21 protein-coding genes are annotated in these 20924 nt (G+C 71.0%); 7 read left to right on the top strand and 14 right to left on the bottom strand.

Annotation, left to right across the window (positions count from 1 at the left end; all coding sequences use genetic code 11):
- Position 1 precedes the first annotated feature (1 nt).
- Complete coding sequence (locus B9H04_RS09790; protein WP_049932410.1) at positions 2–871, bottom strand: pantoate kinase; 870 nt, start codon at positions 869–871, stop codon at positions 2–4.
- A 146-nt stretch (positions 872–1017) separates the two neighbouring features.
- Between B9H04_RS09790 and B9H04_RS09785 the strand changes: the two genes are divergently transcribed.
- From B9H04_RS09785 to B9H04_RS09770, 4 genes are all read left to right on the top strand, one after another.
- Positions 1018–1527, top strand: a complete 510-nt coding sequence (locus B9H04_RS09785) for a zinc ribbon domain-containing protein (RefSeq protein WP_049932411.1) — start codon at positions 1018–1020, stop codon at positions 1525–1527.
- Positions 1528–1649: 122 nt separating this feature from the next.
- Positions 1650–2486, top strand: a complete 837-nt coding sequence (locus B9H04_RS09780; RefSeq protein ID WP_085682657.1) for a phosphatase PAP2 family protein — start codon at positions 1650–1652, stop codon at positions 2484–2486.
- A gap of 153 nt (positions 2487–2639) precedes the next feature.
- Positions 2640–3125, top strand: a complete 486-nt coding sequence (locus B9H04_RS09775) for a FlaD/FlaE family flagellar protein (RefSeq protein ID WP_049932416.1) — start codon at positions 2640–2642, stop codon at positions 3123–3125.
- Positions 3122–4174 (top strand): hypothetical protein, encoded by a 1053-nt coding sequence (locus B9H04_RS09770; protein ID WP_049932418.1) that lies wholly within the window; start codon positions 3122–3124, stop codon positions 4172–4174. The genes B9H04_RS09775 and B9H04_RS09770 overlap by 4 nt, the downstream gene beginning before the upstream one ends.
- Before the next feature lie 29 nt (positions 4175–4203).
- Here the strand turns inward: B9H04_RS09770 and B9H04_RS09765 are convergent, their stop codons facing one another.
- From B9H04_RS09765 to sppA, 3 genes are all read right to left on the bottom strand, one after another.
- Positions 4204–5028, bottom strand: coding sequence for a shikimate dehydrogenase (locus B9H04_RS09765; RefSeq protein ID WP_049932419.1), 825 nt, complete (start codon positions 5026–5028; stop codon positions 4204–4206).
- Positions 5029–5125: 97 nt separating this feature from the next.
- Positions 5126–6262, bottom strand: coding sequence for a DUF373 family protein (locus B9H04_RS09760; RefSeq protein ID WP_085682656.1), 1137 nt, complete (start codon positions 6260–6262; stop codon positions 5126–5128).
- A gap of 42 nt (positions 6263–6304) precedes the next feature.
- On the bottom strand, positions 6305–7240 hold the full coding sequence (gene sppA, locus B9H04_RS09755) for a signal peptide peptidase SppA (RefSeq protein WP_085682655.1): 936 nt from the start codon (positions 7238–7240) through the stop codon (positions 6305–6307).
- Between the two features lie 154 nt (positions 7241–7394).
- Here sppA and B9H04_RS09750 point away from each other — a divergent pair, with 154 nt between their 5' ends.
- Positions 7395–8924: a uracil-xanthine permease family protein gene (locus B9H04_RS09750; protein WP_049932425.1), complete on the top strand. Its 1530-nt coding sequence runs from the start codon at positions 7395–7397 to the stop codon at positions 8922–8924.
- A gap of 132 nt (positions 8925–9056) precedes the next feature.
- Here the strand turns inward: B9H04_RS09750 and B9H04_RS09745 are convergent, their stop codons facing one another.
- Complete coding sequence (locus tag B9H04_RS09745) at positions 9057–9980, bottom strand: coiled-coil protein (RefSeq protein ID WP_049932428.1); 924 nt, start codon at positions 9978–9980, stop codon at positions 9057–9059.
- Positions 9981–10250: 270 nt separating this feature from the next.
- On the bottom strand, positions 10251–10931 hold the full coding sequence (locus B9H04_RS09740) for a 2,5-diamino-6-(ribosylamino)-4(3H)-pyrimidinone 5'-phosphate reductase (RefSeq protein WP_049932430.1): 681 nt from the start codon (positions 10929–10931) through the stop codon (positions 10251–10253).
- Positions 10932–11023: 92 nt separating this feature from the next.
- Between B9H04_RS09740 and B9H04_RS19440 the strand changes: the two genes are divergently transcribed.
- Together B9H04_RS19440 and B9H04_RS09735 are read left to right on the top strand one after the other, a co-directional pair.
- A complete protein-coding gene (locus tag B9H04_RS19440) occupies positions 11024–11149 on the top strand; it encodes a hypothetical protein (RefSeq protein ID WP_254921775.1) in 126 nt (41 codons plus the stop codon).
- 39 nt (positions 11150–11188) lie between these two features.
- Positions 11189–11611: a VOC family protein gene (locus tag B9H04_RS09735; protein ID WP_049932432.1), complete on the top strand. Its 423-nt coding sequence runs from the start codon at positions 11189–11191 to the stop codon at positions 11609–11611.
- A 28-nt stretch (positions 11612–11639) separates the two neighbouring features.
- On the opposite strand, the gene metG is transcribed toward B9H04_RS09735, so the two are convergent.
- The 8 genes from metG to B9H04_RS09695 form a co-directional block, all read right to left on the bottom strand.
- Positions 11640–13814: a methionine--tRNA ligase gene (metG, locus tag B9H04_RS09730; protein WP_049932434.1), complete on the bottom strand. Its 2175-nt coding sequence runs from the start codon at positions 13812–13814 to the stop codon at positions 11640–11642.
- Between the two features lie 320 nt (positions 13815–14134).
- A complete protein-coding gene (locus tag B9H04_RS09725; RefSeq protein ID WP_049932436.1) occupies positions 14135–15049 on the bottom strand; it encodes a thiamine-phosphate synthase family protein in 915 nt (304 codons plus the stop codon).
- Positions 15046–15666 carry a dCTP deaminase gene (dcd, locus tag B9H04_RS09720; RefSeq protein WP_049932438.1) on the bottom strand — a complete coding sequence of 207 codons (621 nt, stop codon included), beginning with the start codon at positions 15664–15666 and terminating at the stop codon, positions 15046–15048. The genes B9H04_RS09725 and dcd overlap by 4 nt, the downstream gene beginning before the upstream one ends.
- 93 nt (positions 15667–15759) lie before the next feature.
- A complete protein-coding gene (locus B9H04_RS09715) occupies positions 15760–16503 on the bottom strand; it encodes a YIP1 family protein (protein WP_049932439.1) in 744 nt (247 codons plus the stop codon).
- A gap of 63 nt (positions 16504–16566) precedes the next feature.
- Complete coding sequence (locus tag B9H04_RS09710) at positions 16567–17193, bottom strand: NfeD family protein (RefSeq protein WP_049932441.1); 627 nt, start codon at positions 17191–17193, stop codon at positions 16567–16569.
- 151 nt (positions 17194–17344) lie between these two features.
- Positions 17345–17635, bottom strand: a complete 291-nt coding sequence (locus B9H04_RS09705) for a DUF7312 domain-containing protein (protein WP_049932443.1) — start codon at positions 17633–17635, stop codon at positions 17345–17347.
- 91 nt (positions 17636–17726) lie between these two features.
- On the bottom strand, positions 17727–19484 hold the full coding sequence (gene pyk / locus B9H04_RS09700) for a pyruvate kinase (RefSeq protein ID WP_049932445.1): 1758 nt from the start codon (positions 19482–19484) through the stop codon (positions 17727–17729).
- Positions 19485–19697: 213 nt separating this feature from the next.
- Entirely contained in the window at positions 19698–20633 is a 936-nt protein-coding gene (locus B9H04_RS09695; RefSeq protein ID WP_049932447.1) for a sulfide-dependent adenosine diphosphate thiazole synthase, read from the bottom strand.
- Positions 20634–20924 lie beyond the last annotated feature (291 nt).

Here is a 20924-nt window from a genome sequence, read left to right as displayed (position 1 = left end):
CTCAGTCGTCAACGAGCCGCGCGCCCGCGGCGTCGATCCGGCAGGCCTCGGGGTCGTAGCCCGCGTCGGAGAGCCCGGTGCCGAGCGCGAAGACGGTGCGGCCGAGCATCGCCATCGCGGCCTCGCCGCCGGCCGCGTCGACCGCGTCGATCGCCTCGGCCACCTCGGGAACGAGGAGATCAGCCTCGCCGGCGAATCCGCGGGCCGCGTCCATCAGCGTCGGGAGCCGCGGGTCCGCCCGAAGCCGGTCGAGCGCGTCCTCGCCGGCCGCCGAGAGGGCGTCCGTGTCGCCGCCGAGTACCTCCTCGGTCGACAGCTCGCCGAACGTGACGTACTCGACGCGCGCGCTCGCCGGCACACCGTCGAGCTCGCCGACGCCCGGCGCGCCGGGTTCGAGCCGGACCGGGACCCCGCCGCGCGCCTGCGCGACCACGTCGCCGAGGCCGGTCCCGCGGTCGACCTCCGCGGCGTGGGCGACGCGGACGAGCTCGTTCTCGGAGCGCCCCCGGTCGAACGCGTCGTTCGCCGCGAGCGCGGCCCCGAGCGCCGCGGCGCCCGAGACGCCGAAGCCCGCGCCGATCGGGAGGTCGGTCTCGACCGCCACGTCGGCGGCGGTCGCGTCCAGTTCGGCGAGCACGTCGTCGACCGCGCCGATCGAACCGACCTCGCCGTCGATGGTCGTCTCCCCAGCGGCGGCGTCGTCCGCCACCGTGTCCCCGTCGTCCGCCGCCGACACTCGGACCGTCACGCCGTCGGTGAGCGTCACGCCCGCGCCGCGCGACCCGGCGACGGTCGGGTCGTCGTCGCGGTGCGCGCTGAAGAAGGCGGTGACGTGACCCGGGACGAACGCGGTCGCCCGCTGGCTGCTCATGTCGCGGCCGACGACCGGGCGGCGATTAACGGTTGTTATCCGCGACGGGATCCCCGGGGCGTCCGCGCGACGAGAGCGACCGCCCGGCCGCGGTCGCTCGGTGCGACACCGCAGGCCTAAGTACGGGCCGATCGAACCCGGGCCGTATGCGAAGCCAGTTGCGTCCCGTCCTCGCCGCCGTGCTCGCGCTGGTCCTCCCGGGGCTCGGCCACCTCTCGCTGCGCCGGTGGGGCCGGGCGCTGCTGTGGCACCTGACGATCATCGGCGGCGGCGTCGCGCTGTTTGCCCTGTACGACGTCGAACCGGTCGACCCTCTCGCCGACCCCGCGGCGGTGTCGGCCGCGGTCCCCCCGGACGTGGCGCTGCCGATCGCGCTCCTGTCGCTGCTGTCGGCGCTCGATGCGTACCTCGTCGGCCGGACCGTCGTCGCGGAGCGCGAGCGCGCCGCCACCGCCGAGGCGATGCGGCGTCAGGTCGAGCGCGCCGACGGCGACGACGGGGCGGGAGCCGGTCACGCCGCGCCGGTCGCGGCCGTGAGCGGCGGGGACGGCGAGGCCGTCGACGTGACCTGTCCCAACTGCGGCAAGGAGATCGACGCCGACCTCGAATTCTGTCACTGGTGTACCGAGCCGCTCCCGTGGGCAGAGTCGGACTGAGTCGACGGGGCGGTGCGGAGCGCGGCGGTCGTCGGAGACGCGGACCGACCCACCGCTACCGAGGGAGTAATACCGGTCCGGTCCTGGCCTCGTACCGACGGATGACGGGTGAGACGTAGTCGATGATCGAGCAACTCCCGGTCGAGTTCCTCCGGCTCCTCGGCGTCGTCCTCGCCGCCGTGGTCGCCGCGTTCGCCGCGCTGCGACCGGCGTGTGTCGGCCGCGATCGAGTCCGGAGCGTCCTCGCGGACCGCGAACTGCTCCGCGAGCGCGCGCGCAGAATCGCGCCGTACGTCGGCGGACTCGCGCTCGTGCTCGCCGTCAACAAGGGCCTGCTTCGACGGCTGGAAGCGTTCTCGTTCGAGTACGGCTACCGCGCGACGACTGCCATCTACGCTGTGGAGGGCGACCTCGTGGCCGCGATACAGGACGCGATCCCGCGGGCCGCGGTGTACTACTTCGGACCGATATACGTCGTCGGCTACGTCGTGTTGCTCTCGTTCCCGCTCGTGGCGTACGCGTTCGCCCGGAATCTGCGACCGCTGAAGCGACTGATCGCGGCGTACGCGGTCAACTACGCGTTCGCGATCGCCTGCTACGCCGGGGTCGTCGCGTACGGTCCGCGCAGCTACCGCGACGTGCCCGGTGCCGACCAGAGCGCCGCGAGCGTCGAGCCGCTCCTCCTCGACTGGTTCCGCGGCGTGACGCGGCTGACGGCGCGAGTGAACGTCGAGACGAACGTCTTCCCCTCGCTTCACACCGCGCTGTCGGTGACGGTGCTGCTCGCGGCCGTCTTTACCCACGAGGAGTTCCCGCGGTGGACGCCAGTGGCCGCGTTCCTCACCGCGAGCATCGTGGTGGCGACGATGTTCCTCGGGATCCACTGGGCGACCGACGTGGTCGCCGGGACCGCACTCGCCGCCGGCAGCGTCGCGCTCGCGAACCGCGTCGTCGACTGAGCGGCCGCACACGGTCCGCGCACGAGCGCGCGGCGAGCGCTCCCGGCGCCGGTCGTGCCACCACGACGTTTCTCACCGCTGATAACCGAGGCCTAACTATCATATGACCCCGCCGTGAGGATTCGGGTACGGACGCGAACGACGGACGGAAACATGAGTCTGAATCCACGACGATACGACGTACGGGAGCTGCGCCGGATCGCGGACGCGCCGCGAGACGGTGCGGACGGGGCGCCTCGGGAGCGGGCGCTCCGGCGGCCGAACCGGAACCGAGCCGAGCAGGCGGCGCGCTCGGCCGCGTTCACGGAGCTGCTCCAGCGTCAGCGTGGTGCGCGGTTCGACGGCGACGACCCCGCGGATCGGCCGTACCTGACGGCGATCCCGGCGTCGCCCGCGGCGGAACGCGAGATCGGCGAGTGGCTCGGCTACCTCGTCGACGTCGGCGGCCACGTGCGGAGCCGGGACGTGCTGTCCTACTACGGCGAGCTCGACTGGGTCGGCGACGACGCGGTCGCGGCGCTGACGCGCCGGTTGGAGGGGTTCGACGCCCCGACGCGCGACCGGCCGTTCACGCCGGCGGACCACCGGATCAGTCTCGTCTCCATCGTCCGGATCGCTTCGTGTGCGAGTGACCAATGAGCGACGACGAATCCACGGACATCAACGAATCGGACGAATCGGCAGCGGTCGGCGTAAAACTCGGCAGCACCCGAACGGTGCTCGACGTTCCCGACGGGCGGGGCGGACGGGAGCGCCACTCGGTGCTGACCTGTCTGGCGACCTACGAGGACGCCATCACCGGCGAAGAGAAGGTGCTGTTCGGCGAGGAGGCCGCGGTCGAGTACCCCGACCGCGTGCGCTTCATGCTGCGGTCGGGCCTCCCCGAGGACGACGACAGCGTCGCGGACGCAGAGCGCTTCTTCGAGGCCATCGTAGATGCCTACGACGTGCCCGAGGACAGCGCGGTCGTCTACGCGGTGCCGACCATCGACAACGAGGCGGGCGTCGAGAACCTCAAGTCGGTGATCGAGGGCTCCTCCATCGGCCAGGTCGAGACCCGGAGCTACCCCGAGTCGCTGTGCGGGGCGATCCCCGCCTACGGCGACGACCTTGACGCGATCGACGAGGTGTTCGTCTCGGTGAACCTCGGGTCGACGACGATGGAGGCGTGCGCCTACCGGCGCGGCGAGCAGCTCTCGCCGTTCTCGACCGGCTCGGTGACGGGTAACGAGGTCGACCGCCGGATCGTCGCCGCCGTCGAGGAGGAGAGCCAGGGCCGCGTCCACATCGACCGGACGACCGCCCGCGAGTATAAAGAGGAGCACGCGGACGTGTACGACTTCGAGCCGTTCACGGACGTGATCCAGCAGCCGGGCGGCGGAAGCCACGAGTTCACCGTCGACCGGGGCGTCCGCGAGCCGGTCGACCGGTACATCGACGAGGCGGTCGACGTCGTCGCCAACGAGTTCCTCCCGGAGCTCGCGAACGACCACATGAAACCATACCAGCTGGCGCTCGGGCGCCCCCTCGCCGCAACCGGCGGCATGGCGTGTATCCCCGGGCTCACCGAGGAGTTCGAGAAGCGCCTCGCCGAGGAGCTCGACCGCGACGTTGAGGTCGTCTCCCCCGACAGCCCCGCGACCGCGGCCGCGGAGGGCGCGGCGCGGATCGCGGAACGGCTGGTCTGAGCGGCGAACCTCCCGTCCCGAACCCTTCCTTACTCCAACGCAGCCCGCAGCGCCGCGTTCATCGCGTCGACCGGCGCGTCCTCGCCGGTCCAGATCTCGAACGCCTCGACGCCCTGATACAGCAGCATCCACGCGCCGTCGACGGTCGTCGCGCCCGCGGCGGCGGCCTCCCGCAGCAGCCGCGTCTCGACGGGCGCGTACACCGCGTCGAGGACCGCGAGGTCGCCGTGGAGGTGTTCCGCGGGGACGGGCGTCTCGTCGGGCGCCTCCATTCCGACGCTCGTCGCGTTGACCAGGAGGTCCGCGGCGGCGACGCGCTCACCGAGGTCGTCGAGGCCGCCGCCGGTCGCGTCCGGAACCGCGTCGGCCAGCTCGACGGCCCGCTCCGCGGTGCGGTTCGCGACGTGGACCGTCGCGCCCGCGTCGGCCAGCGCGAACGCGGCCGCCCGTCCCGCGCCGCCCGCCCCGACGACGAGCGCGTCTCGCCCGTCGACCGCCACGTCGTGGTGCGCGAGCGCCCGGGTCACCCCGGCGGCGTCCGTGTTGTGGCCGCGCGGCCGGTCGGCCTCGCCGGCCCGGACCGGCCCGTAGTCGACCGTGTTGACCGCGCCGATGCGCGCGGCGAGCGGGGCGGCGTCGACCGCGTCGAGGGCGTCGCGCTTGAACGGCACCGTGACGTTGAGCCCCGCCACTCCGAGGTCGGCCGCGCCCGTGATCGCCGCGGCCGCGGCGTCGGCGTCCGGCTCGAAGGTGACGTACCGCGCGTCGAGGCCGAGCGCCTCGTAGCCCGCCTCGTGTAGCGGCGGCGACAGCGAGTGCTCGACCGGGTTCCCGATCAGTCCGTAAACGTCCATGCCCGCCCCCGCGGCCGCGACCGACAAAAGGCGGTCGGTCGGACGACGCGTCCGCGGTCTACCCGTGCCCTCGCGGCTGAACGTCTCGTCCGGCCGTCTACTCGCGCTGCCCCTCGGCGTCCCGGTCCGCGTCGATGACGTCTTCGAGGGTCTCGGTGCCGACGTCGCTGGCGACCTTGACGCCGACGAGCGACACGACGATTCCGCCGACGATGAACGCCGCCAGCTGCTGGACCGGGGTCATCGCCATCCCGTACGCCGACAGCGGCTGCCGGATCGCCTCCTGGGCGAGGAAGTAGCCCGCGAACCCGCGGACGACGAGGGCCACCGCGGCGATGACGAACGGGAGGTTGAGGTACGGCGTCCGGATCCCCTCGTCGCGGATCAGCTCATCGAGCAGCCGCCCGACGGCCGCGGTCACGCCGGCGACCGCGAACCACGGGACCGCGACGAAGGTGAACTCCACGACCTCGACGAGCCGGGGCGATCCGGGGGCCAGCTCCGAGGCGGCGAGGAAGCCGAAGAAGCCGCCGACCAGGGCGAGCCCCCCGGCGACGACGTACGTCACGACCGACACCTGTCCGGCGTACAGCGCCTCGCGGACGCGCTCGGGCATTCCCGCCATCAGCCGGTCGATCGCGAGCCCCTTGTATAGCAGCGCGGCGCCGAGCAGCCCGGCGACGCCCGCGACCGCTTCGCCCGCGGAGAACCAGGCGAACAGCGCGGGCACGAGGAGCAGCGCGACCCCGACGGGGACCAACACCGTCGACCGCAGCTGCTCGTCGGCGAGGAACTGCTTGAGGAGGTAGTAGGTGGACTCGATGTCGCGGGCCTGCCGGACGACGACGCGGTCGACGGAGTCGACGGGGACCCGCGACTCCACGACCGGGAGGACGCGCTCGTCCTCGGCGGAGTCGACGACGACGATCGCGGCCCGCGGGTCGTACCGCTCCACGAGGTCGTCGAGCTGGGAGGCGATAGAGCGGTCGGCGCCGACCGCCGTGTCGCTCTCGGCGGAGACGACCGCCACCACCGACTCCTCGCGCTCGTCCCTGAGGTCGCGCGCGACGCGAAGCGACTCCAGCAGGCAGTTCAGGCTGGCGCCCTCGGGGTCGTCCAGCCCGGCGTCCGTGACCAGCGACCGGACGGCCTCCCAGCCGGCGACCGGCATCGGGACGTTGGTGGCGCGGCCGAGCGCCCCGGAGCGGTCGACGCAGATGACCAGCGTCGTCACGTGTCGACTCACACCGCGACCGGACAAAAATCCTCCCCGTCGCTAGCGGAACTCCACGTCGATGTCGCCGCCGTCGTCGACGAAGGCGTCCGCGACGCCGCTCCCGGCGGCGAACGCGACCCGCTCGGCGCCGATACCGAGCCGCTCCGCCAGTCCGCGCTCCGGCGTGAACTCGCGCACTTCCGGCTCCGCGCCGATCAGCTCCGCGAGCCGGTCCTCCACGTCGTCCTCGGTCCCGAGTTCGTCGACGAGCCCGATCTCCGCGGCGTCGTCGCCGAGGTACACGCGCGCCTCGGTCTCCCGGATCTCTTCGGGGTCCATGTCGCGCCCCTCGCTCACGGTCTCGACGAACTGCTCGTAGTAGCCGTCGATGATCCCTTGGAGATACTCGCGTTCCTCCTCCTCGATCTCCTTCAGCGGGACGCCGGCGTCCTTGTACTCCCCGGCGGTGAACTGCTCGTAGGAGATCCCCAGCTTGTCGGCGAGCCCCTTCGCGTTCGGTCGGGAGCCGACGACGCCGATGGAGCCGACGAGGCTGGCGTCGCGTGCCCACAGCTCGTCGCAGCCGCTCGCGATCCAGTACCCCCCGGAGGCGCAGGTGTCGGTCGCGTACGCCACGGTCGGCCCGTCGAAGGCGGCGGCGGCCCGCCGGATGTCGTCGCTCGGGACGACCTCGCCGCCGGGCGTATTGAGCTCGACGAGCAGCGCCTCGACGTCCTCGTCGTCGTCGGCCGCCTCGATCTGCTCGACCACGTCGTCGGCGGTCGCGCCGCCGGGGCCCGAAAGCGGCGAGGGTCGCCCTTGACTTCGCCTGATCGGCCCCGCCACGGTCACCTTCGCGGCGTTGTACTCGTCGGCGTCACCGCACCGCCCGCCGGTGAGCCGCGAGAGCACCGCTCGGCCCGCGATCGTCGTCGCCGCGCCCACCGCGGCGGCCGCGAGCAATCCCTTCCGTCCGTTCGCCGGCGCGTCGTCCATACCGTCGGTTGGGCGCGGGACCGTTTATATATACTGTCGCCGGCCGACGCGCGTCGCGGAGCTACCGCGGCACAGCACCGTACCTCCCAACGGGCCGACCCGCGCCCGCCAAGGGCCGAATTTTTGTACCCCTGCGTCGATGAACGCCACAGGAATGGGAGGGAACGAGGACGACGACGCGTTCGTTCGGTATGGCATCGACGACAGACCACCGCTCGGGAGGTCGCTTCTGCTGGGCGCGCAACACTACCTCACGATGGTCGGGGCGAACATCGCCGTGCCCCTCATCCTCGCCGGCGCGATGGGCATGCCGGAGTCGGTCATCCCCCGCTTCGTCGGCACGTTCTTCGTCGTGTCGGGGATCGCGACGCTCGCGCAGACGACGTTCGGCAACCGCTACCCGATCGTTCAGGGCGCGCCGTTCTCGATGCTCGCGCCCGCGCTCGCGGTCATCGGCGTCGTGACGGCGAACCCGCCGGCCGGCATCGAGGCCTGGCGGGCCGCCCTGTTACAGCTTCAGGGCGCGATCATCGTCGCCGCGCTCGCCGAGGTCGCGGTCGGCTACTTCGGCCTCGTCGGTCGACTGCGGAAGGGTCTCTCGCCGGTCGTCATCGCCCCGGTCATCGTCCTCATCGGTCTCTCCCTGTTCAACGCCCCCGAGATCACCACGGCCGATCAGAACTGGTGGCTCGTCGGCCTGACGCTGGTCGCCATCGTCCTGTTCTCGCAGTACCTCGGCGCGCGGTCCAAGCTGTTCCAGCTGTTTCCGGTTCTCCTCGGCATCGTCGTCGCGTGGGTACTCGCGGCGTCCCTCTCGGTCCTCGGCGTCTTCGGACCGGAGACGCCGGGTTACGTCGACTTGGCGAGCGTCGCTGCCGCCGACCCAGTTCACCTCATCTACCCGCTTCAGTGGGGCGTGCCGAGCGTCACGCCGGCGTTCGTCATCGGGATGCTCGCCGGCGTCGCCGCCTCGATCGTCGAGTCCATCGGCGATTACCACGCCGTCGCCCGGCTCTCCGGCATGGGCGCCCCCAGCAGCGAGCGGATGACGCACGGGATCGGGATGGAGGGGCTGATGAACGTCTTCTCCGGGGTGATGGGGACCGGCGGGTCGACCTCCTACTCCGAGAACGTCGGCGCCATCGGTCTCACCGGCGTGGCCTCGCGGTACGTCGTCCAGATCGGCGCCGCGCTCATGATCCTCGTCGGGTTCGTCGGCTACTTCGGCCAGCTCGTCGCCACCGTCCCGAGCCCGATCATCGGCGGACTCTACATCGCCATGTTCGCCCAGATCGTCGGCGTCGGGCTCTCGAACCTCAAGTACGTCGACCTCGACTCCTCGCGCAACATCTTCGTCGTCGGTATCGCGATGTTCACCGGACTGGCCGTCCCGAAGTACATGCGGAGCGTCGGGGGCGCGGACGCCCTCCAGCAGGGGCTGGTCGAGGTCTTCCTGTTCGGCCCGCTCCTCGGGGCCGACGTGGTCGCGAACACGGTCTACGTCATCGGGTCGACGGGGATGGCGGTCGGCGGGGTCGTGGCGTTCCTCCTCGACAACTCGATCCCGGGAACGGCCGCGGAGCGGGGCCTCACCGCGTGGGAGGACGCGACCGAGGCGGACGCGGAGTTCACATCTGCGTACGACCGCTTCGTCGCCGAGGACGAGCCGACGCGCACCGACTGAACGGCGTCGAGCCGAGCCGTTCGGTCGGGATCGCCAATCCTCGGCGGACCCCCGACGACCTGCGCGTGGCGGGCGACGGACCCGTCGCTCGGCGCGTCGCAGAAGAACCGCAGAAAGGTCGCGTCGCCCGGCTTACAGGAGGCCGGTCTTCTGGAGCTTCATCAGGTCCTCGGTGTCGAGCGTCTCGCCCTCCTTGAACTTCTGATAGATCTCCTCGGCCTCTTCCTTCTCCTCTTCGCGCTTCTCGGCGCGCTCGTCCTCCCGCTCTTCTTCCTCCTTCTTGTCGAGCTCGCGCAGGCGCTTCTGGACGCGGACGAAGTCCTCGTGGTGGCGGTCGGCCGCCTCCTGGGCCTCGACGAACAGCTCGTGCATCTCGTCGGCCTCGTCGCGGATGTCGTCGGCCTCGCGGTAGGCCTCGATCATCTGGTTGTGGTGTTCCTGGGCCTTGTCCGCGAGCTCCGTCACCTTCTGGTGGTGCTGGGACGCCTCGGAGCGGACCTCCTCGGCCTCCTCGACGAGGTCGTCGAGCTCGCTCGTGTCGTCGACCTTCTCTTTCTTTTCGGCGAGCTTCTCGCGTTTGTCGTCGATCTTCTCGATGAGCTCGCGCTCGTCTTCGGCGTCGAGCACTTCGGTCTGCTGGCGGAACTCGAGGTCCTCGATCTCCTCTTCGAGCTCCTCGATGGACTTGCCGGAGCCGAGTTCGAGGTCCTGTTTGAGCTCCTCGACCTCGTCGAACAGCTCGTTGGCCTCGGCGTTGAGCTCGTTGCGCTTGTCCTTGTGCTCTTGGACCTGCTCGTTGAGCTCGTCGCGCTGTTCGCGGTGTTCCTGGGCCTCGTCGACCTTCTCTCGCGTCTTCGCGTTGAGGTCGTCGCGCTTGGAGGCGCGCTCGGACGCCATCTGGTTCAGCTCGTTGCGTCGGTCTCGCAGCTGCCCGGCGCGTTTGATGAGCTGCCCCTTGGAGCCGTTGTCCAAGTCGTCCTCAGAAAGGTCCACGTTGTCCGCCTCGTCCATCGGTTCCACGTCGTACTGCTCGATGACTTCTTCTTTCGTTACCATTTGTTATCTCTCCATCACCGCTCCGGCGATAGCGGACGCTCGCTGTGGTGCGTCGGGCCGTCTGCAAGAACTCCCGTTCATTTCAGCGTGCGATTCCACCAGCGCCAGAGGCGTTCTGGTACCCGCAACTACCTGCGGACGGCATATAAATACTTCGGTGATTTTCGTGTACACCGGTGGCACGGCGCGTGTACTCCGCGATTTCGTGGTTACCGTTCACACGCCCCGGGCCGCGTCCCCCTGCTCACGACTCGCCTCGCGTCCCCCTGCTCACGACTCGCCGCCGCCACCGCCGACCTCGTACGAGAGGACGATCCCGTCGTCGAACCGCTCCGTCTCGACGAGCGTGAGCTCGGGGAACTCCTCGGTGAAGCCCGCCCCGTCCGCCAGCGTGGGCGCGTCGCGGCCGCCGATCACGAACGAGCCGACGTAGACGTGGAGCTCGTCGACGATCCCGGCCTCGAAACACGAGAAGATCACCTCGCCGCCCCCCTCGACCATCAGGCGCTCGACGCCGCGGTCCGCGAGCTTCTCGACCCCTTCGGCGACGTCGACGCGCTCCTCGCCGGCGACGATCACCTCCGCGCCGGCGTCGGCGAGCTCGCTCCGCCGGTCGCGGTCGGTCGCGGCCGAGACGAGGAGGTACGTCGTCGCCGCGTCGTCTAAGATTCGGGCGTCGGTCGGCGTCCGCCCGGTCGAGTCCACCACGACGCGCGCGGGGTCGCCCGGTCGCCCGTTCTGGAGCCGCCCCACGCGACGGTCCTCCTCGTCGAGGGTGAGGTGCGGATCGTCCGCGAGGACGGTGCCGACGCCCACGAGCACCGCGTCCGCGGCCGCCCTGACCCGGTCGACCCGGTCGAAGTCTTCCGGGCCGGAGATCCGGAGCTGTTCCCGGCGGCGGGTGGCGAGCTTCCCGTCGACGCTCTGGGCCGCGTTGACGACCACGTGCATACCGGAGGGTCGGCCGGCGGCGGAATGGTCGTTTCGGTCCCAGGGGGTCGCTCGTCCGAAGGTATATTGGTCGCGACGCCGAAACGACGGTGATGCGGACCTCGACGCTCCTGATACTGGTCGGCGCGCTCCTGTTCGTTCTCCCGCTCCCGGGGACGTTCGTTCTCGGCGCGCTGGTCGTCCTCGCCGGCCTCGTCGCTCGCCTGTTCGGGCTCTGAGGCGACACGGTTTCCCCGGCGCCGGCCGAGCGCCTACCCGTGTCCGACCCAACCGCCCACCACGTCGGGATCACCGTCGCCAACTTGGACCGCGCCGTCGACTTCTACGCCGAGACGTTCGGCCTCGACCTCGTCGCCGAGTTCGCGGTCGGCGGCGACGCCTTCGCCGAGGCGGTCGCCGTCGAGGACGCGTCGGCCGAGTTCGCCCACCTCGACGCCGGCGGCTCGATAGTCGAGCTCGTCGAATACGAGCCGGTCGGCGAGGAGAGCCCCGACCCACCGGAGCTGAACCGTCCCGGGGCGACGCACCTCGGCCTCTCCGTCGACGACGTGGAGGCGTTCTACGACGGCCTCGCGGACGACGTGGAGACGCTGAGCCCGCCTCGGCCCACCGAGAGCGGGACCACCGTCCTGTTCGTCAGGGACCCCGAGGGGAACCTGATAGAAGTGCTCGACGCCTGAGCGGCGCTGCGCCGGCCGGTCCGTCGCCTCACTTCACCTTCGTGCCCGGTCCGGCGCCCTCGTAGGTGGTGAGGAGGTCGGCCTCCTCGCCGGCCGCGAGGACCATCCCGTTGGACTCGACGCCGAACAGCTCCGCCTTCTCCATGTTCGCGAGCACGATCACCTTCGTGTCGGGCAGGTCGTCGACGTCGTGGAGCTGCTTGAGCCCCGCAACGATCGTCCGGGTCTCCGCGCCGAGGTCGACGGTGAGCTTCAGCAGCTCGTCGGCGCCGTCGATCCCGACCGCGTCCTCGATCCGCCCGACGCGGATGTCCAGTTCTTGGAAGTCGTCGAAGCTGATGCGGTCGTCGCTGAGGGGTTCGATGTCGGTCATGTCGGTGTCGTCGGCGTCGGCTTCGTCGGCGTTCGCGTCGGTTCCGTCGTCGTCGGTCGCGTCCGCGCCGTCGTCGCGCTCCTCGTCGCCGTCGTCCGCTTCCGCCTCGTCGCCGTCGTCCGCTTCCGCCTCGGCGACGCGCGCTTCGAGCTTCTCGTTGAGCGCCTCGACGCGCTCGTCTTCGATCTGTTCGAACAGCTCAGTCGGCTCGCTCAGGTCGCCCGCCGGGCCCTCCCGTGCCGCCTCGACGGTGGTCTCGTGGACGGAGCCGGGCTCGCCGAGCTGCTCCCAGAGTCGTTCGCTCTTCTCGGGGCCCAGCGGCTCGAAGAGGACCCCGATCGCCTTCGCGAGCGCGACGCAGTCGTAGATGACCTGTTCCGCCTCGTCGGGGGCCTCGTCGACGAGCTTCCACGGCTCGTTGCGCTGGATGTACTCGTTGCCGTACCGCGCGAGGTCGGTGACCGCGTCGCCCAGCGCCCGCACGGAGTAGTCGTTGACCGCGGCGGCCACGTCGTCGACCGCCTCGTCGATCCGCGCCGCCACGTCGTCGCTCGGGGCGTCGGCGTCGGGGCCGCCCTCGAAGTTGCGGTGGGCGAACAGCAGCGAGCGGTAGAGGAAGTTGCCGACGGTCCCCACGAGCTCGGTGTTGACGCGCTCGGCGAACTTCTCCCACGAGAAGTCCACGTCCTGCTGGAACCCGCCGTTGGTGGCGAGGTAGTAGCGCAGCGGGTCCGGGTGGAACCCCTCGTTGAGGTACTCGTCGGCCCAGACCGCGCGGTCGCGGCTGGTCGAGAACCCCTTCCCGTCGAGGGTGACGAACCCGCTCGCCATCACCGCGCGCGGCTCCGCGTGGTCGGTCGCCTCCAGCATCGCGGGCCAGAATATCGTGTGGTGCTGGATGATGTCGCGGCCGATCACGTGGACGATCTCGCCGCCCTCGGGGTGGTCGTCGCTGGCGCCCTCCTTCCAGGCCGCCTCCCAGTCGAACGCGTCCGCGCCGACGCGCTCGGAGTACTGCTTCGTCGAGGAGATGTACTCGATCGGGGCGTCGACCCAGACGTAGAGGACGAGGTCCTGCGGGTTCTCGCCGGGCAGGTCGATCCCCCAGTCCATGTCGCGGGTAATACACCAGTCCTGGAGCCCCTGCTCGATCCACTCGCGAGGCTGGTTGCGGGCGTTCGAGGTGCCCTCCAGCCGGTCGAGAAAGTCGGAGAGGTAGTCGGCGAACTCCGAGACCGCGAAGAACTTGTGGGTGCGCTCGCGGTACTCCGCGGGGTTGCCGGTGATCGTCGACTCGGGGTCCTCGACCTCGCCGGGTTCGAGGTGGCGCTGGCACCCCTCGTCGCACTCGTCGCCGCGGGCGTGCGCGCCGCAGTAGGGGCAGGTCCCCTCGACGTAGCGGTCCGGGAGGTACTGGTCGTCGACGGGGTCGTACGCGACCATGATCTCCTTCTCGTAGAGGTGGCCCGCCTCGTCGAGGTCGCGGACGAGCTCCTGAGTCACCGCCGTGTTCGTCTCGTCGTGGGTGTGGCCGTAGTTGTCGAACTCGACGTTGAACTTCGGGAACGTCTCCGCGTAGCGCTCGTGCCAGTCGAGCGCGAATGCCTCCGGGGAGACGCCCTCCTGCTCGGCGTTGACCGCGACCGGCGTGCCGTGCATGTCGGAGCCGGAGACGAACGCGGTCTCCTGCCCGAGTCGTTCGAGCGCGCGGCTGTACACGTCGCCGCCGACGTAGGTGCGGAGGTGACCGATGTGGAGGTCGCCGTTGGCGTACGGCAGCCCACAGGTCACCACCGCCGGGTCGGCCGTGGGGAAGTCGTCGTGGCTCATGTGGTGTGTGTATGTCGTATGTCGGTCGATCGGGTCTAAAGCCCGCTGGTTCTGGGCCGTCGCGGCCGGCTCGGGAACTGGTCACACCGCGGCCGGGTCGACGGTCCGGGCGCTGCGGAAGGGCGGCGGGATTCGCCGCCGCGCCGGCGTCGGCCGCGCTACCGGCCGTCGCCGCCGCGACGGGTCCGCCCGCCGCTAGAAGGAGCGCGTCCGCATCCCGGACCGCCGTGTCCGTGTCACGCCCGTGAATTTGGACGGTCCGGTCTAAAACCCGTCGCCTGTGACGGGGTCACGGTCGGTCGCGGACGACCTGCCCCGCGTCACAGCAGGCCGCGGACGATCCGCGCCGCCTCGGCAGCGGTCGGCGCGAGGACGTACACGATCGGTTCGACGCCGACCGCGCCGGTCTGGTACGCCACGAGCGTCTCCGCCTCGTCGTCCGCCGAGCGGTTGGCGGCCGCGACCGCGTCGGCGACCGCCTCGCGGGTCTCGCGCTCGGCGTCGAACTCGACGGTCGGGTGCGACTCGCTGAGCGCCGCGACCGTCTCCGGGTCGTACCGGAGGTTCACCGCGCCCCGGACGCCGGACCCGGCCTCGCGCGCCGCGAGCAGCACCGTCGCGACGTGTTCGCTCACGCCGAACTCCGGCTCGCCGGGGACCATCGCGCGGCCCTTCACGTCGACGAGCCGGCCCGGGACCGCGGCCACGTCGTCGACCGTGGCGGCGTCGTCGGTACACTCGGCGACGTTCGCGCCGACGTTCGGGATGAGCCCCGCGAAGCCGGAGGCGTTCGTCAGGGTGCGGAGCCCGCGCCGGACCGAGGTGAGGACGCGCTCGCGCTCGCGGAGCCCGCTGTCCGGGTCGTGGACCGAGAACTCCACGTCGGCGTCGGCGAGCCCCGGCATCGCCGCCTCGTGGAGGTCGGCGAGCAGGTCGCCCTCCTCCAGCTGGCGGATCAGCACCTCGATTTCGACGAGCGCGGCCACGGGCGTGAGGTCGCCGCTCGCGAGCCCCTCGCCGACGCGCTCGACGAGGTCGCGCACGCGCTCGTCCGCGACGATGTCTTCGTGCCTGGCCACGTCGCCGGCGGCGTACTTCGAGACCGCCGACTGCGAGATGCCGAGGGCGTCGGCGACCTCGCTCTGGGTGAACCCGCGGTCGCGGAGGTCCTCCGCGAGCATCGAGCGGACGGTCGGCAGGAACTCGTCGACGACGACCTCCTCGATGAACCTCATCGCCCGTCACCTCCGGCCGCTTCATCGGTGCGGCTATCGTTGGCGAACTCCGGATCGTCGCCGATCCGCGACGCCTGCGGGCCGTCCTGTCCTTGGTACTTTGAGCCCCGCTCAGCGCCGTACGGCCGGTCCGCGGGCCGCTTCAGCTCGGTGAAGGTGAGCTGCGAGACGCGCATTCCGGGCGAGAGCGCGACCGGGGCGGTCCCGAGGTTCGAGAGTTCGAGGGTAATCTGCCCCTCGTAGCCGGGGTCGCACAGCCCAGCGGTGGCGTGGACGACGATGGCGAGTCGCCCGAGCGAAGAGCGCCCCTCGACGTGCGCGACGAGGTCGTCCGGAATCCTGACCCGCTCGGCGGTCGTCCCGAGGACGAAGTCGCCGGGGTGGAGGATGAACTCGTCGCCCTCGGCGACGGTCGTCTCGCTGACGTACTCGCTCACCTCGCCGGCGTCTGTCGGGTGGATACAGGGGATGTTGGTGCGCTGGAACTCCAGGAACCGCTCGCCGAGCCGCAGGTCCACGCTGGCGGGCTGGACCTGCTGGTCGACGTCGTCGAGCGGCTCGATCGCGAGGTCGCCCTCGGCGAGCCGGTCGAGGATGTCTGCGTCGGACAGGATCATACCGAGAGGGGGAGCGCCGGCGGCTTAAAAACTCCCGAATCGGCGGCTCCGAGCGCTCGAACCGACGCCCGGGGCCGACCGCTCTGGGAGCGCTCAGACCGCCGCGATCAGGAGGGCGATCGCGGCGAAGAACGTCGCCACTCCCGCCGCGGGGCCGCGGTCGAGGTCGTGTACGGCCTCCAGCCCGCCGACGACCACGACCCACTGGATCGCGATCGCTACCGCGGACGCGACCAGCAGCGGCCCCGTCGCGCTCGTGATCGCGGCGACGAGGTCCGTCGTGAGCGCCTCGAACGACGACCCCGCGGGCGCCGCGTTCGAGAGCGTGTACCAGATCGCGACGATCCCGGCGCCGAGCCGGAGCAGTTCAGCCCCGATCGCCCACCCGGCGATCACGAAGGAGTCGCCGACGGAGCCGGAGCCGCCCGCGACGAGCGCCCCGACGTGGAGCGCGAGCGCGAACGCGACCCACCAGATCGGGACGCCGAGCAGCCCGTAGTGGATGTAGCCGTTCGCGGCGTCGCTCAGTTCCTCGCCCGCGTCGACCTCGATTTGCTTCGGCTCGTCACACTCCTCTGCGAACGCGGAGTCGGGGTCGTCGCCGAAGGTCTCGCAGGTCGACTCCGAGGGGCGATCCGGGTTGTCGACCGTGATCTGCTGGTCGACCGTCGCGTCGAAGACGGCCCCGAGCGCGATGATTCCGACACTGGTGCCGATCGTGACGACGACCAGCATCGCGACCGCGACGGTCCCGGCGCGGGGAGAGTCGAACGCGTCGCGGACGCGGTCGAGGACGCTACCGATCGGACTCGTGAGGACGGCGAGCGGGGAGGGCACGCCCAAGCGATCCGGGGCGACACACAAGTGCTTTTTCGGTCGAACGCGCCGCCGCCGACCGCGTCACTCCCGTTCGAGTTCGGCCTCCGGGTCGGCGTCCTCTTCGGCCGCGTCCGCCTCCCGCTCGGCCTCGCTCGCCGCGGCCTTCCGCGCGCGGTCGGCCGCCAGCTCGCGGTCGATGTCGTCCTCGACGTACCCCATCGACTCCACGGTGACGACGTTCCCCCCGCCGGGGTCGACCACCATCACCTCCTCGCCCTCGTCTATCGTCCCCTCCATCGACCGGGCGGAGTAGTGTGGGTTGAACCCGCCGCCGGCGAGTTTCACCTCGCCGCCCGTGGGCGTCACGCGCTCCGTGACGGTTCCGGTCTTCCCCTTCAGGGAGTCGCTGTCGCTGGTCTGCTGTTGCCCCTTCCCGCCGTAGAAGTCGAACTCGTGGTAGGCGTAGAAGGCAGCCGCACCGAACACGAGCGTCAGCAGCGCCATGAACAGGGTGAGGAGGGCGCCGGCGACGCCGAGCGAGGTCAGCGCCAGCCCGCCGAGCCCGGCGCCGATGAGCGCGATGCCGACGACGATGAAGTTCGCCCCCGGCGCGAGCGCCTCCGCCATCGAGAGCAGCAGCCCCGCGGTCAACAGCAGGAGGGGGAGGGTGTCCGGCGAGAGGAGTCCGGACTGTGCCAGCGCGTTCATGTTCGGTCCTACGGCCGCGGCCTGATAAGTGGTGGTGCGCGCGGTCGCGCGGCGTCCGACGAGCCGTTGACGCTCTCCCCTCGGGCCGTCTCGCCGCTCGTCGCTCGGACGCTCTCGACGCTCCTCGTCCGGTCTCCCCGCGGCGTCCGACTCAGAGTCCGACCACTAAGGTGCCGACGGTGAGGGCGACGCCGAGGACGACGAACGCCGCGTGTTCGAGGGTGATGTCGCCCGGCTCAATCGGTTCGTCCGCCGGGGTGGCGGTGTCCTCGGTGACCCCGTCCGGCCCCACGTCGTCGACCGAGAAGCGCCACTCGGTCCCGCCGTCCGGGCCCTTCTCGCCCGCGTCGTTGGCTCGGCTCCGATCGCCGGTGACGGCGTCGTCGCCGGCCTCGACGGCCGAGTCTCCGTCGCGGGCACCGTCGCCGGATTCGTCGCTCATACGACCTCGTACGCGACTCCGTAATAAATGGCTGGCGGGCGCGTCGGTCCCGGACCGAGCGCGGCGGTCGCGTCGCGGGCGTCGCCGGTACTTACCGCTCGCGGGCCGCGCGGAGCACGTCGCCGTCGTAGACGACGCCGCGCTCGCCGTCGACGGTCACCGTGGTCCCGTCGGCGACCGACTCGGGGAGGGCGGCGCCGGAGACCATCGGGACGCCCAGCTCGCGGGCGACGACGGCGGGGTAGCCGGTCATCCCCTCGCGGGCGTCGACGATGCCGGCGATCCGGTCGAGGTCGCCGCCGAACTCCCCGTTGAACTCGGGCCCCAGCGCGACCACGGAGTCCTCGGGGAGCGCGTCGAGGTCGCCGTCCTCGGTCCGGTGGACCGGGGCGGCCACGCGGCCGGCCACGGCCCCTTTGCCGGTCACGAGCGTCTCCGCGGCGACGTGGACCTTCAGGGTGTTCGTCGTGTTCGTCCCCTCCAGCTCGGTGAGCATCCCGGAGAGGACCACGAGGGTGTCGCCGGACGCCGCGCCGCCGCGGTCGAGCGCGGCGTCGACCGCGTTGTCGAGGATCGACTCCATGTCGTTGGCGTACTCGGTCAACACCGGTCGGACTCCCCACGAGAGGGCGAGCTGTCGGCGGACCCGGTCGTTCGGCGTCGTCGCGACGACCGGGACGCCCGGGCGGAACATCGCGGTCTTTCGCGCCGTGAAGCCCGACTCGGAGACCGCGACCACCGTGGAGGCGCCGATGTCGCGCGCGAGGTAGCGCGCCGACCGCGCCAGCGCCTCCGTCCGGGAGCCCTCCTCGGCGGTCGGGACGCGCTGCTCGCGCGTCTCCGCGTACTCGTCACTAGACTCGACCTGCCGGACGATCCGGTCCATCGTGTCGACGACGTTGATCGGGTCCTCGCCGACCGCGGTCTCGCCGGAGAGCATCACGGCGTCGGTGCCGTCGAGGACGGCGTTCGCCACGTCGGAGGCCTCCGCGCGGGTCGGCCGCCGCGAGGAGACCATCGAGTCGAGCATCTCCGTCGCGGTGATGACGGGGACGCCCTCGTTGACGCAGGTCCGGATGATCCGCTTCTGGATCACGGGCACGTCCTCAAGCGGGCACTCGACGCCGAGGTCGCCGCGGGCGACCATCACGCCGTCGGCGGCGTCGACGATCCCCTCCAGGTTCTCGACCGCCCCGGCGCGTTCGATCTTCGCGACGATCGGGATGTCGTCGCCGCCGCGCGCCTCCAGCTCGTCGGCGATCCGGTACACGTCGTCCGCGTCGCGCACGAACGAGGCCGCCACGAAGTCGGCGTTCGTCCGGGCCGCGAGGTCGAGTTCGGCCTCGTCTTCCGGGGTGATCAGGTCCACGTCGATGGCGACGCCCGGCAGGTTCACGCCCTTCCGGGAGCCGAGCTTGCCGCCCGAGACGACCGTCGCGACCACGGACTCGCCGTCGACGCGCTCGACGCGGCACTCGATCCGGCCGTCGTCGAGGAGGATCGTGTCGCCCGGCTCGGCGGCCCCGATCGAGTGGGTGAGCCCGACGCGCTCGGGCGTCGCGTCGTCGCCTTCGAGGAAGCTCACTTCCGAGCCCTCGGCGAGCGCGATCGGGTCGTCGATCTCGGCGGTGCGGACCTCCGGCCCCTTCAGGTCGACCATCACCGCGAGCGGGTCGTCGATCTCGTCGTCGACGGCGCGGGCGCGCTCGATCACCGTCTCCCGGTGGTCGGTCGTCCCGTGGCTGGCGTTGAGTCGGACGACGGACATCCCCGCGTCGGCGAGGCCGCGGATCGTGTCCCGGTCGTCCGAGGCGGGACCGATCGTACAGACGATCTTGGCGTTTCGCATACCGCCGGGTTCGGCGTAGCGGCTGAAAAAGGCACCCGGTTGAGTCGCTCCCGAGTGAACGTTCGTGAAGAACGGTCCCCTCGCGGGTCCCGGACACGGAGCCCGCGACCGGGGCCCTGCCGGCGTTCGCGGTCGCTCCGCAGTCGAGTACGTATCGCCGAGCGATCGGAACGGTGGAGGGTCGGTCGCCGCAGCGTCAGCGGTGACGGATTTTCAGTCGTCGGCGGGCGCGGGCGCGCTACCGGTCGACAGCGACACCTCGGGCGCGTCGACGCCGAGCTCGTCGAGCGCGGACTGCGCGGCGCGCTTGCCGGAGACGAGCATCGCGCCGAACGTCGGGCCCATCCGCGGGAGGCCGTGGGCGGTCGCGACCGCCATCCCGGAGGCGATCAGGCCGTCGTGGACGACGCCGGTGTGCTCGACGACCGCGTCCTCGCTCTCACCGACCCACATCGAGTCGTGGCCGGGCGAGTCGTGGCCGGGCGCGCCGTACTCGCCGTCGCCCGTCTGGTCCATGCCGGTGTTGTGCTCCTTCGCGTGCTCGATCCCGGGCGCCGAGAGGACGCCGCGCTCGTCGAGCTTGCTGATCGCGACCGCGTCGTGGCCGGTCGCGTCGATGACGAGGTCGGACTCGACCGCGATCGGATCGACGCAGGTGATCTCGCGCGGGAGCGCGTGGACCGGCGTCCAGTTCATCACGATCCCCCCGACCTCGTGGTCGTCCCGGACGACGAGGTCGGTGAACTCGGTCATGTTCTGGACGCGCGCGCCGGCGTCGCAGGCCGCCTTGATCAGCCCGGAGCAGGCCTCCGGCCCCGCGGCGGTGTAGAGCCCGTCCACGTCCTCGACCGGTTCGTACTCCACGTTGAGGTCGTCGAGGATCTCCTGGGCGGGGTCCCGGACCGTCACGGTGTTCATCAGGAACCCGCCGAGCCAGAAGCCGCCGCCGAGGTAGTTGTTCTTCTCGACGATCATCACCTTCACGCCGCGCTCGGCCAGCTCCTTCGCGGCCATCAGTCCGGAGGGGCCGCCGCCGAGGACGATGACCTCGGAGTCGGTGAAATCGAGGAATCCGTCGGTCCACTCGTTCCCGATCGCCTTCGTCACGTCGGTCTCGCTCACGTCCGCGAAGCCGTTGAATCCGTCCATACAACTTGGTAGTATTACTTGGTTGTGAAATGTGTTGCGGTCGATACGCGGGTGTGTGTTCCATTCATATCGGTACTGCGGAGTCGAACACAGCCGAAGCTCAAGCCGCTCAACTCTGCTCGGTCAGCTACAGATCGCCGGTTCCCACCGCCAAAGCCCCAGCCGTGAGGGCGCCGTACGCTCGCTGTGCTCCTCACTCGGTCGCTCACTTCGTTCGCTCCCTCGTTCCGGTGCTTACATCGCCTACGGCGCCCTCACGGCTGCCCCTTCGAGTCCCACCCCGCACAGCGC

Origin of the sequence: Halorubrum ezzemoulense DSM 17463 (assembly GCF_002114285.1) — an archaeon.
Lineage (GTDB): Archaea > Halobacteriota > Halobacteria > Halobacteriales > Haloferacaceae > Halorubrum > Halorubrum ezzemoulense.
Note: the sequence above shows the minus strand (reverse complement) of the source record. Positions and strands in the feature narration are given on the sequence as shown.

Coding starts and splice junctions, on each gene's coding strand:
- B9H04_RS09790 (WP_049932410.1), bottom strand. CDS start 871: ATGAGCAGCCAGCGGGCGACCGCGTTCGTCCCGGGTCACGTCACCGCC.
- B9H04_RS09785 (WP_049932411.1), top strand. CDS start 1,018: ATGCGAAGCCAGTTGCGTCCCGTCCTCGCCGCCGTGCTCGCGCTGGTC.
- B9H04_RS09780 (WP_085682657.1), top strand. CDS start 1,650: ATGATCGAGCAACTCCCGGTCGAGTTCCTCCGGCTCCTCGGCGTCGTC.
- B9H04_RS09775 (WP_049932416.1), top strand. CDS start 2,640: ATGAGTCTGAATCCACGACGATACGACGTACGGGAGCTGCGCCGGATC.
- B9H04_RS09770 (WP_049932418.1), top strand. CDS start 3,122: ATGAGCGACGACGAATCCACGGACATCAACGAATCGGACGAATCGGCA.
- B9H04_RS09765 (WP_049932419.1), bottom strand. CDS start 5,028: ATGGACGTTTACGGACTGATCGGGAACCCGGTCGAGCACTCGCTGTCG.
- sppA (WP_085682655.1), bottom strand. CDS start 7,240: ATGGACGACGCGCCGGCGAACGGACGGAAGGGATTGCTCGCGGCCGCC.
- B9H04_RS09750 (WP_049932425.1), top strand. CDS start 7,395: ATGGGAGGGAACGAGGACGACGACGCGTTCGTTCGGTATGGCATCGAC.
- B9H04_RS09745 (WP_049932428.1), bottom strand. CDS start 9,980: ATGGTAACGAAAGAAGAAGTCATCGAGCAGTACGACGTGGAACCGATG.
- B9H04_RS09740 (WP_049932430.1), bottom strand. CDS start 10,931: ATGCACGTGGTCGTCAACGCGGCCCAGAGCGTCGACGGGAAGCTCGCC.
- B9H04_RS19440 (WP_254921775.1), top strand. CDS start 11,024: ATGCGGACCTCGACGCTCCTGATACTGGTCGGCGCGCTCCTGTTCGTT.
- metG (WP_049932434.1), bottom strand. CDS start 13,814: ATGAGCCACGACGACTTCCCCACGGCCGACCCGGCGGTGGTGACCTGT.
- B9H04_RS09725 (WP_049932436.1), bottom strand. CDS start 15,049: ATGAGGTTCATCGAGGAGGTCGTCGTCGACGAGTTCCTGCCGACCGTC.
- dcd (WP_049932438.1), bottom strand. CDS start 15,666: ATGATCCTGTCCGACGCAGACATCCTCGACCGGCTCGCCGAGGGCGAC.
- B9H04_RS09710 (WP_049932441.1), bottom strand. CDS start 17,193: ATGAACGCGCTGGCACAGTCCGGACTCCTCTCGCCGGACACCCTCCCC.
- B9H04_RS09705 (WP_049932443.1), bottom strand. CDS start 17,635: ATGAGCGACGAATCCGGCGACGGTGCCCGCGACGGAGACTCGGCCGTC.
- pyk (WP_049932445.1), bottom strand. CDS start 19,484: ATGCGAAACGCCAAGATCGTCTGTACGATCGGTCCCGCCTCGGACGAC.
- B9H04_RS09695 (WP_049932447.1), bottom strand. CDS start 20,633: ATGGACGGATTCAACGGCTTCGCGGACGTGAGCGAGACCGACGTGACG.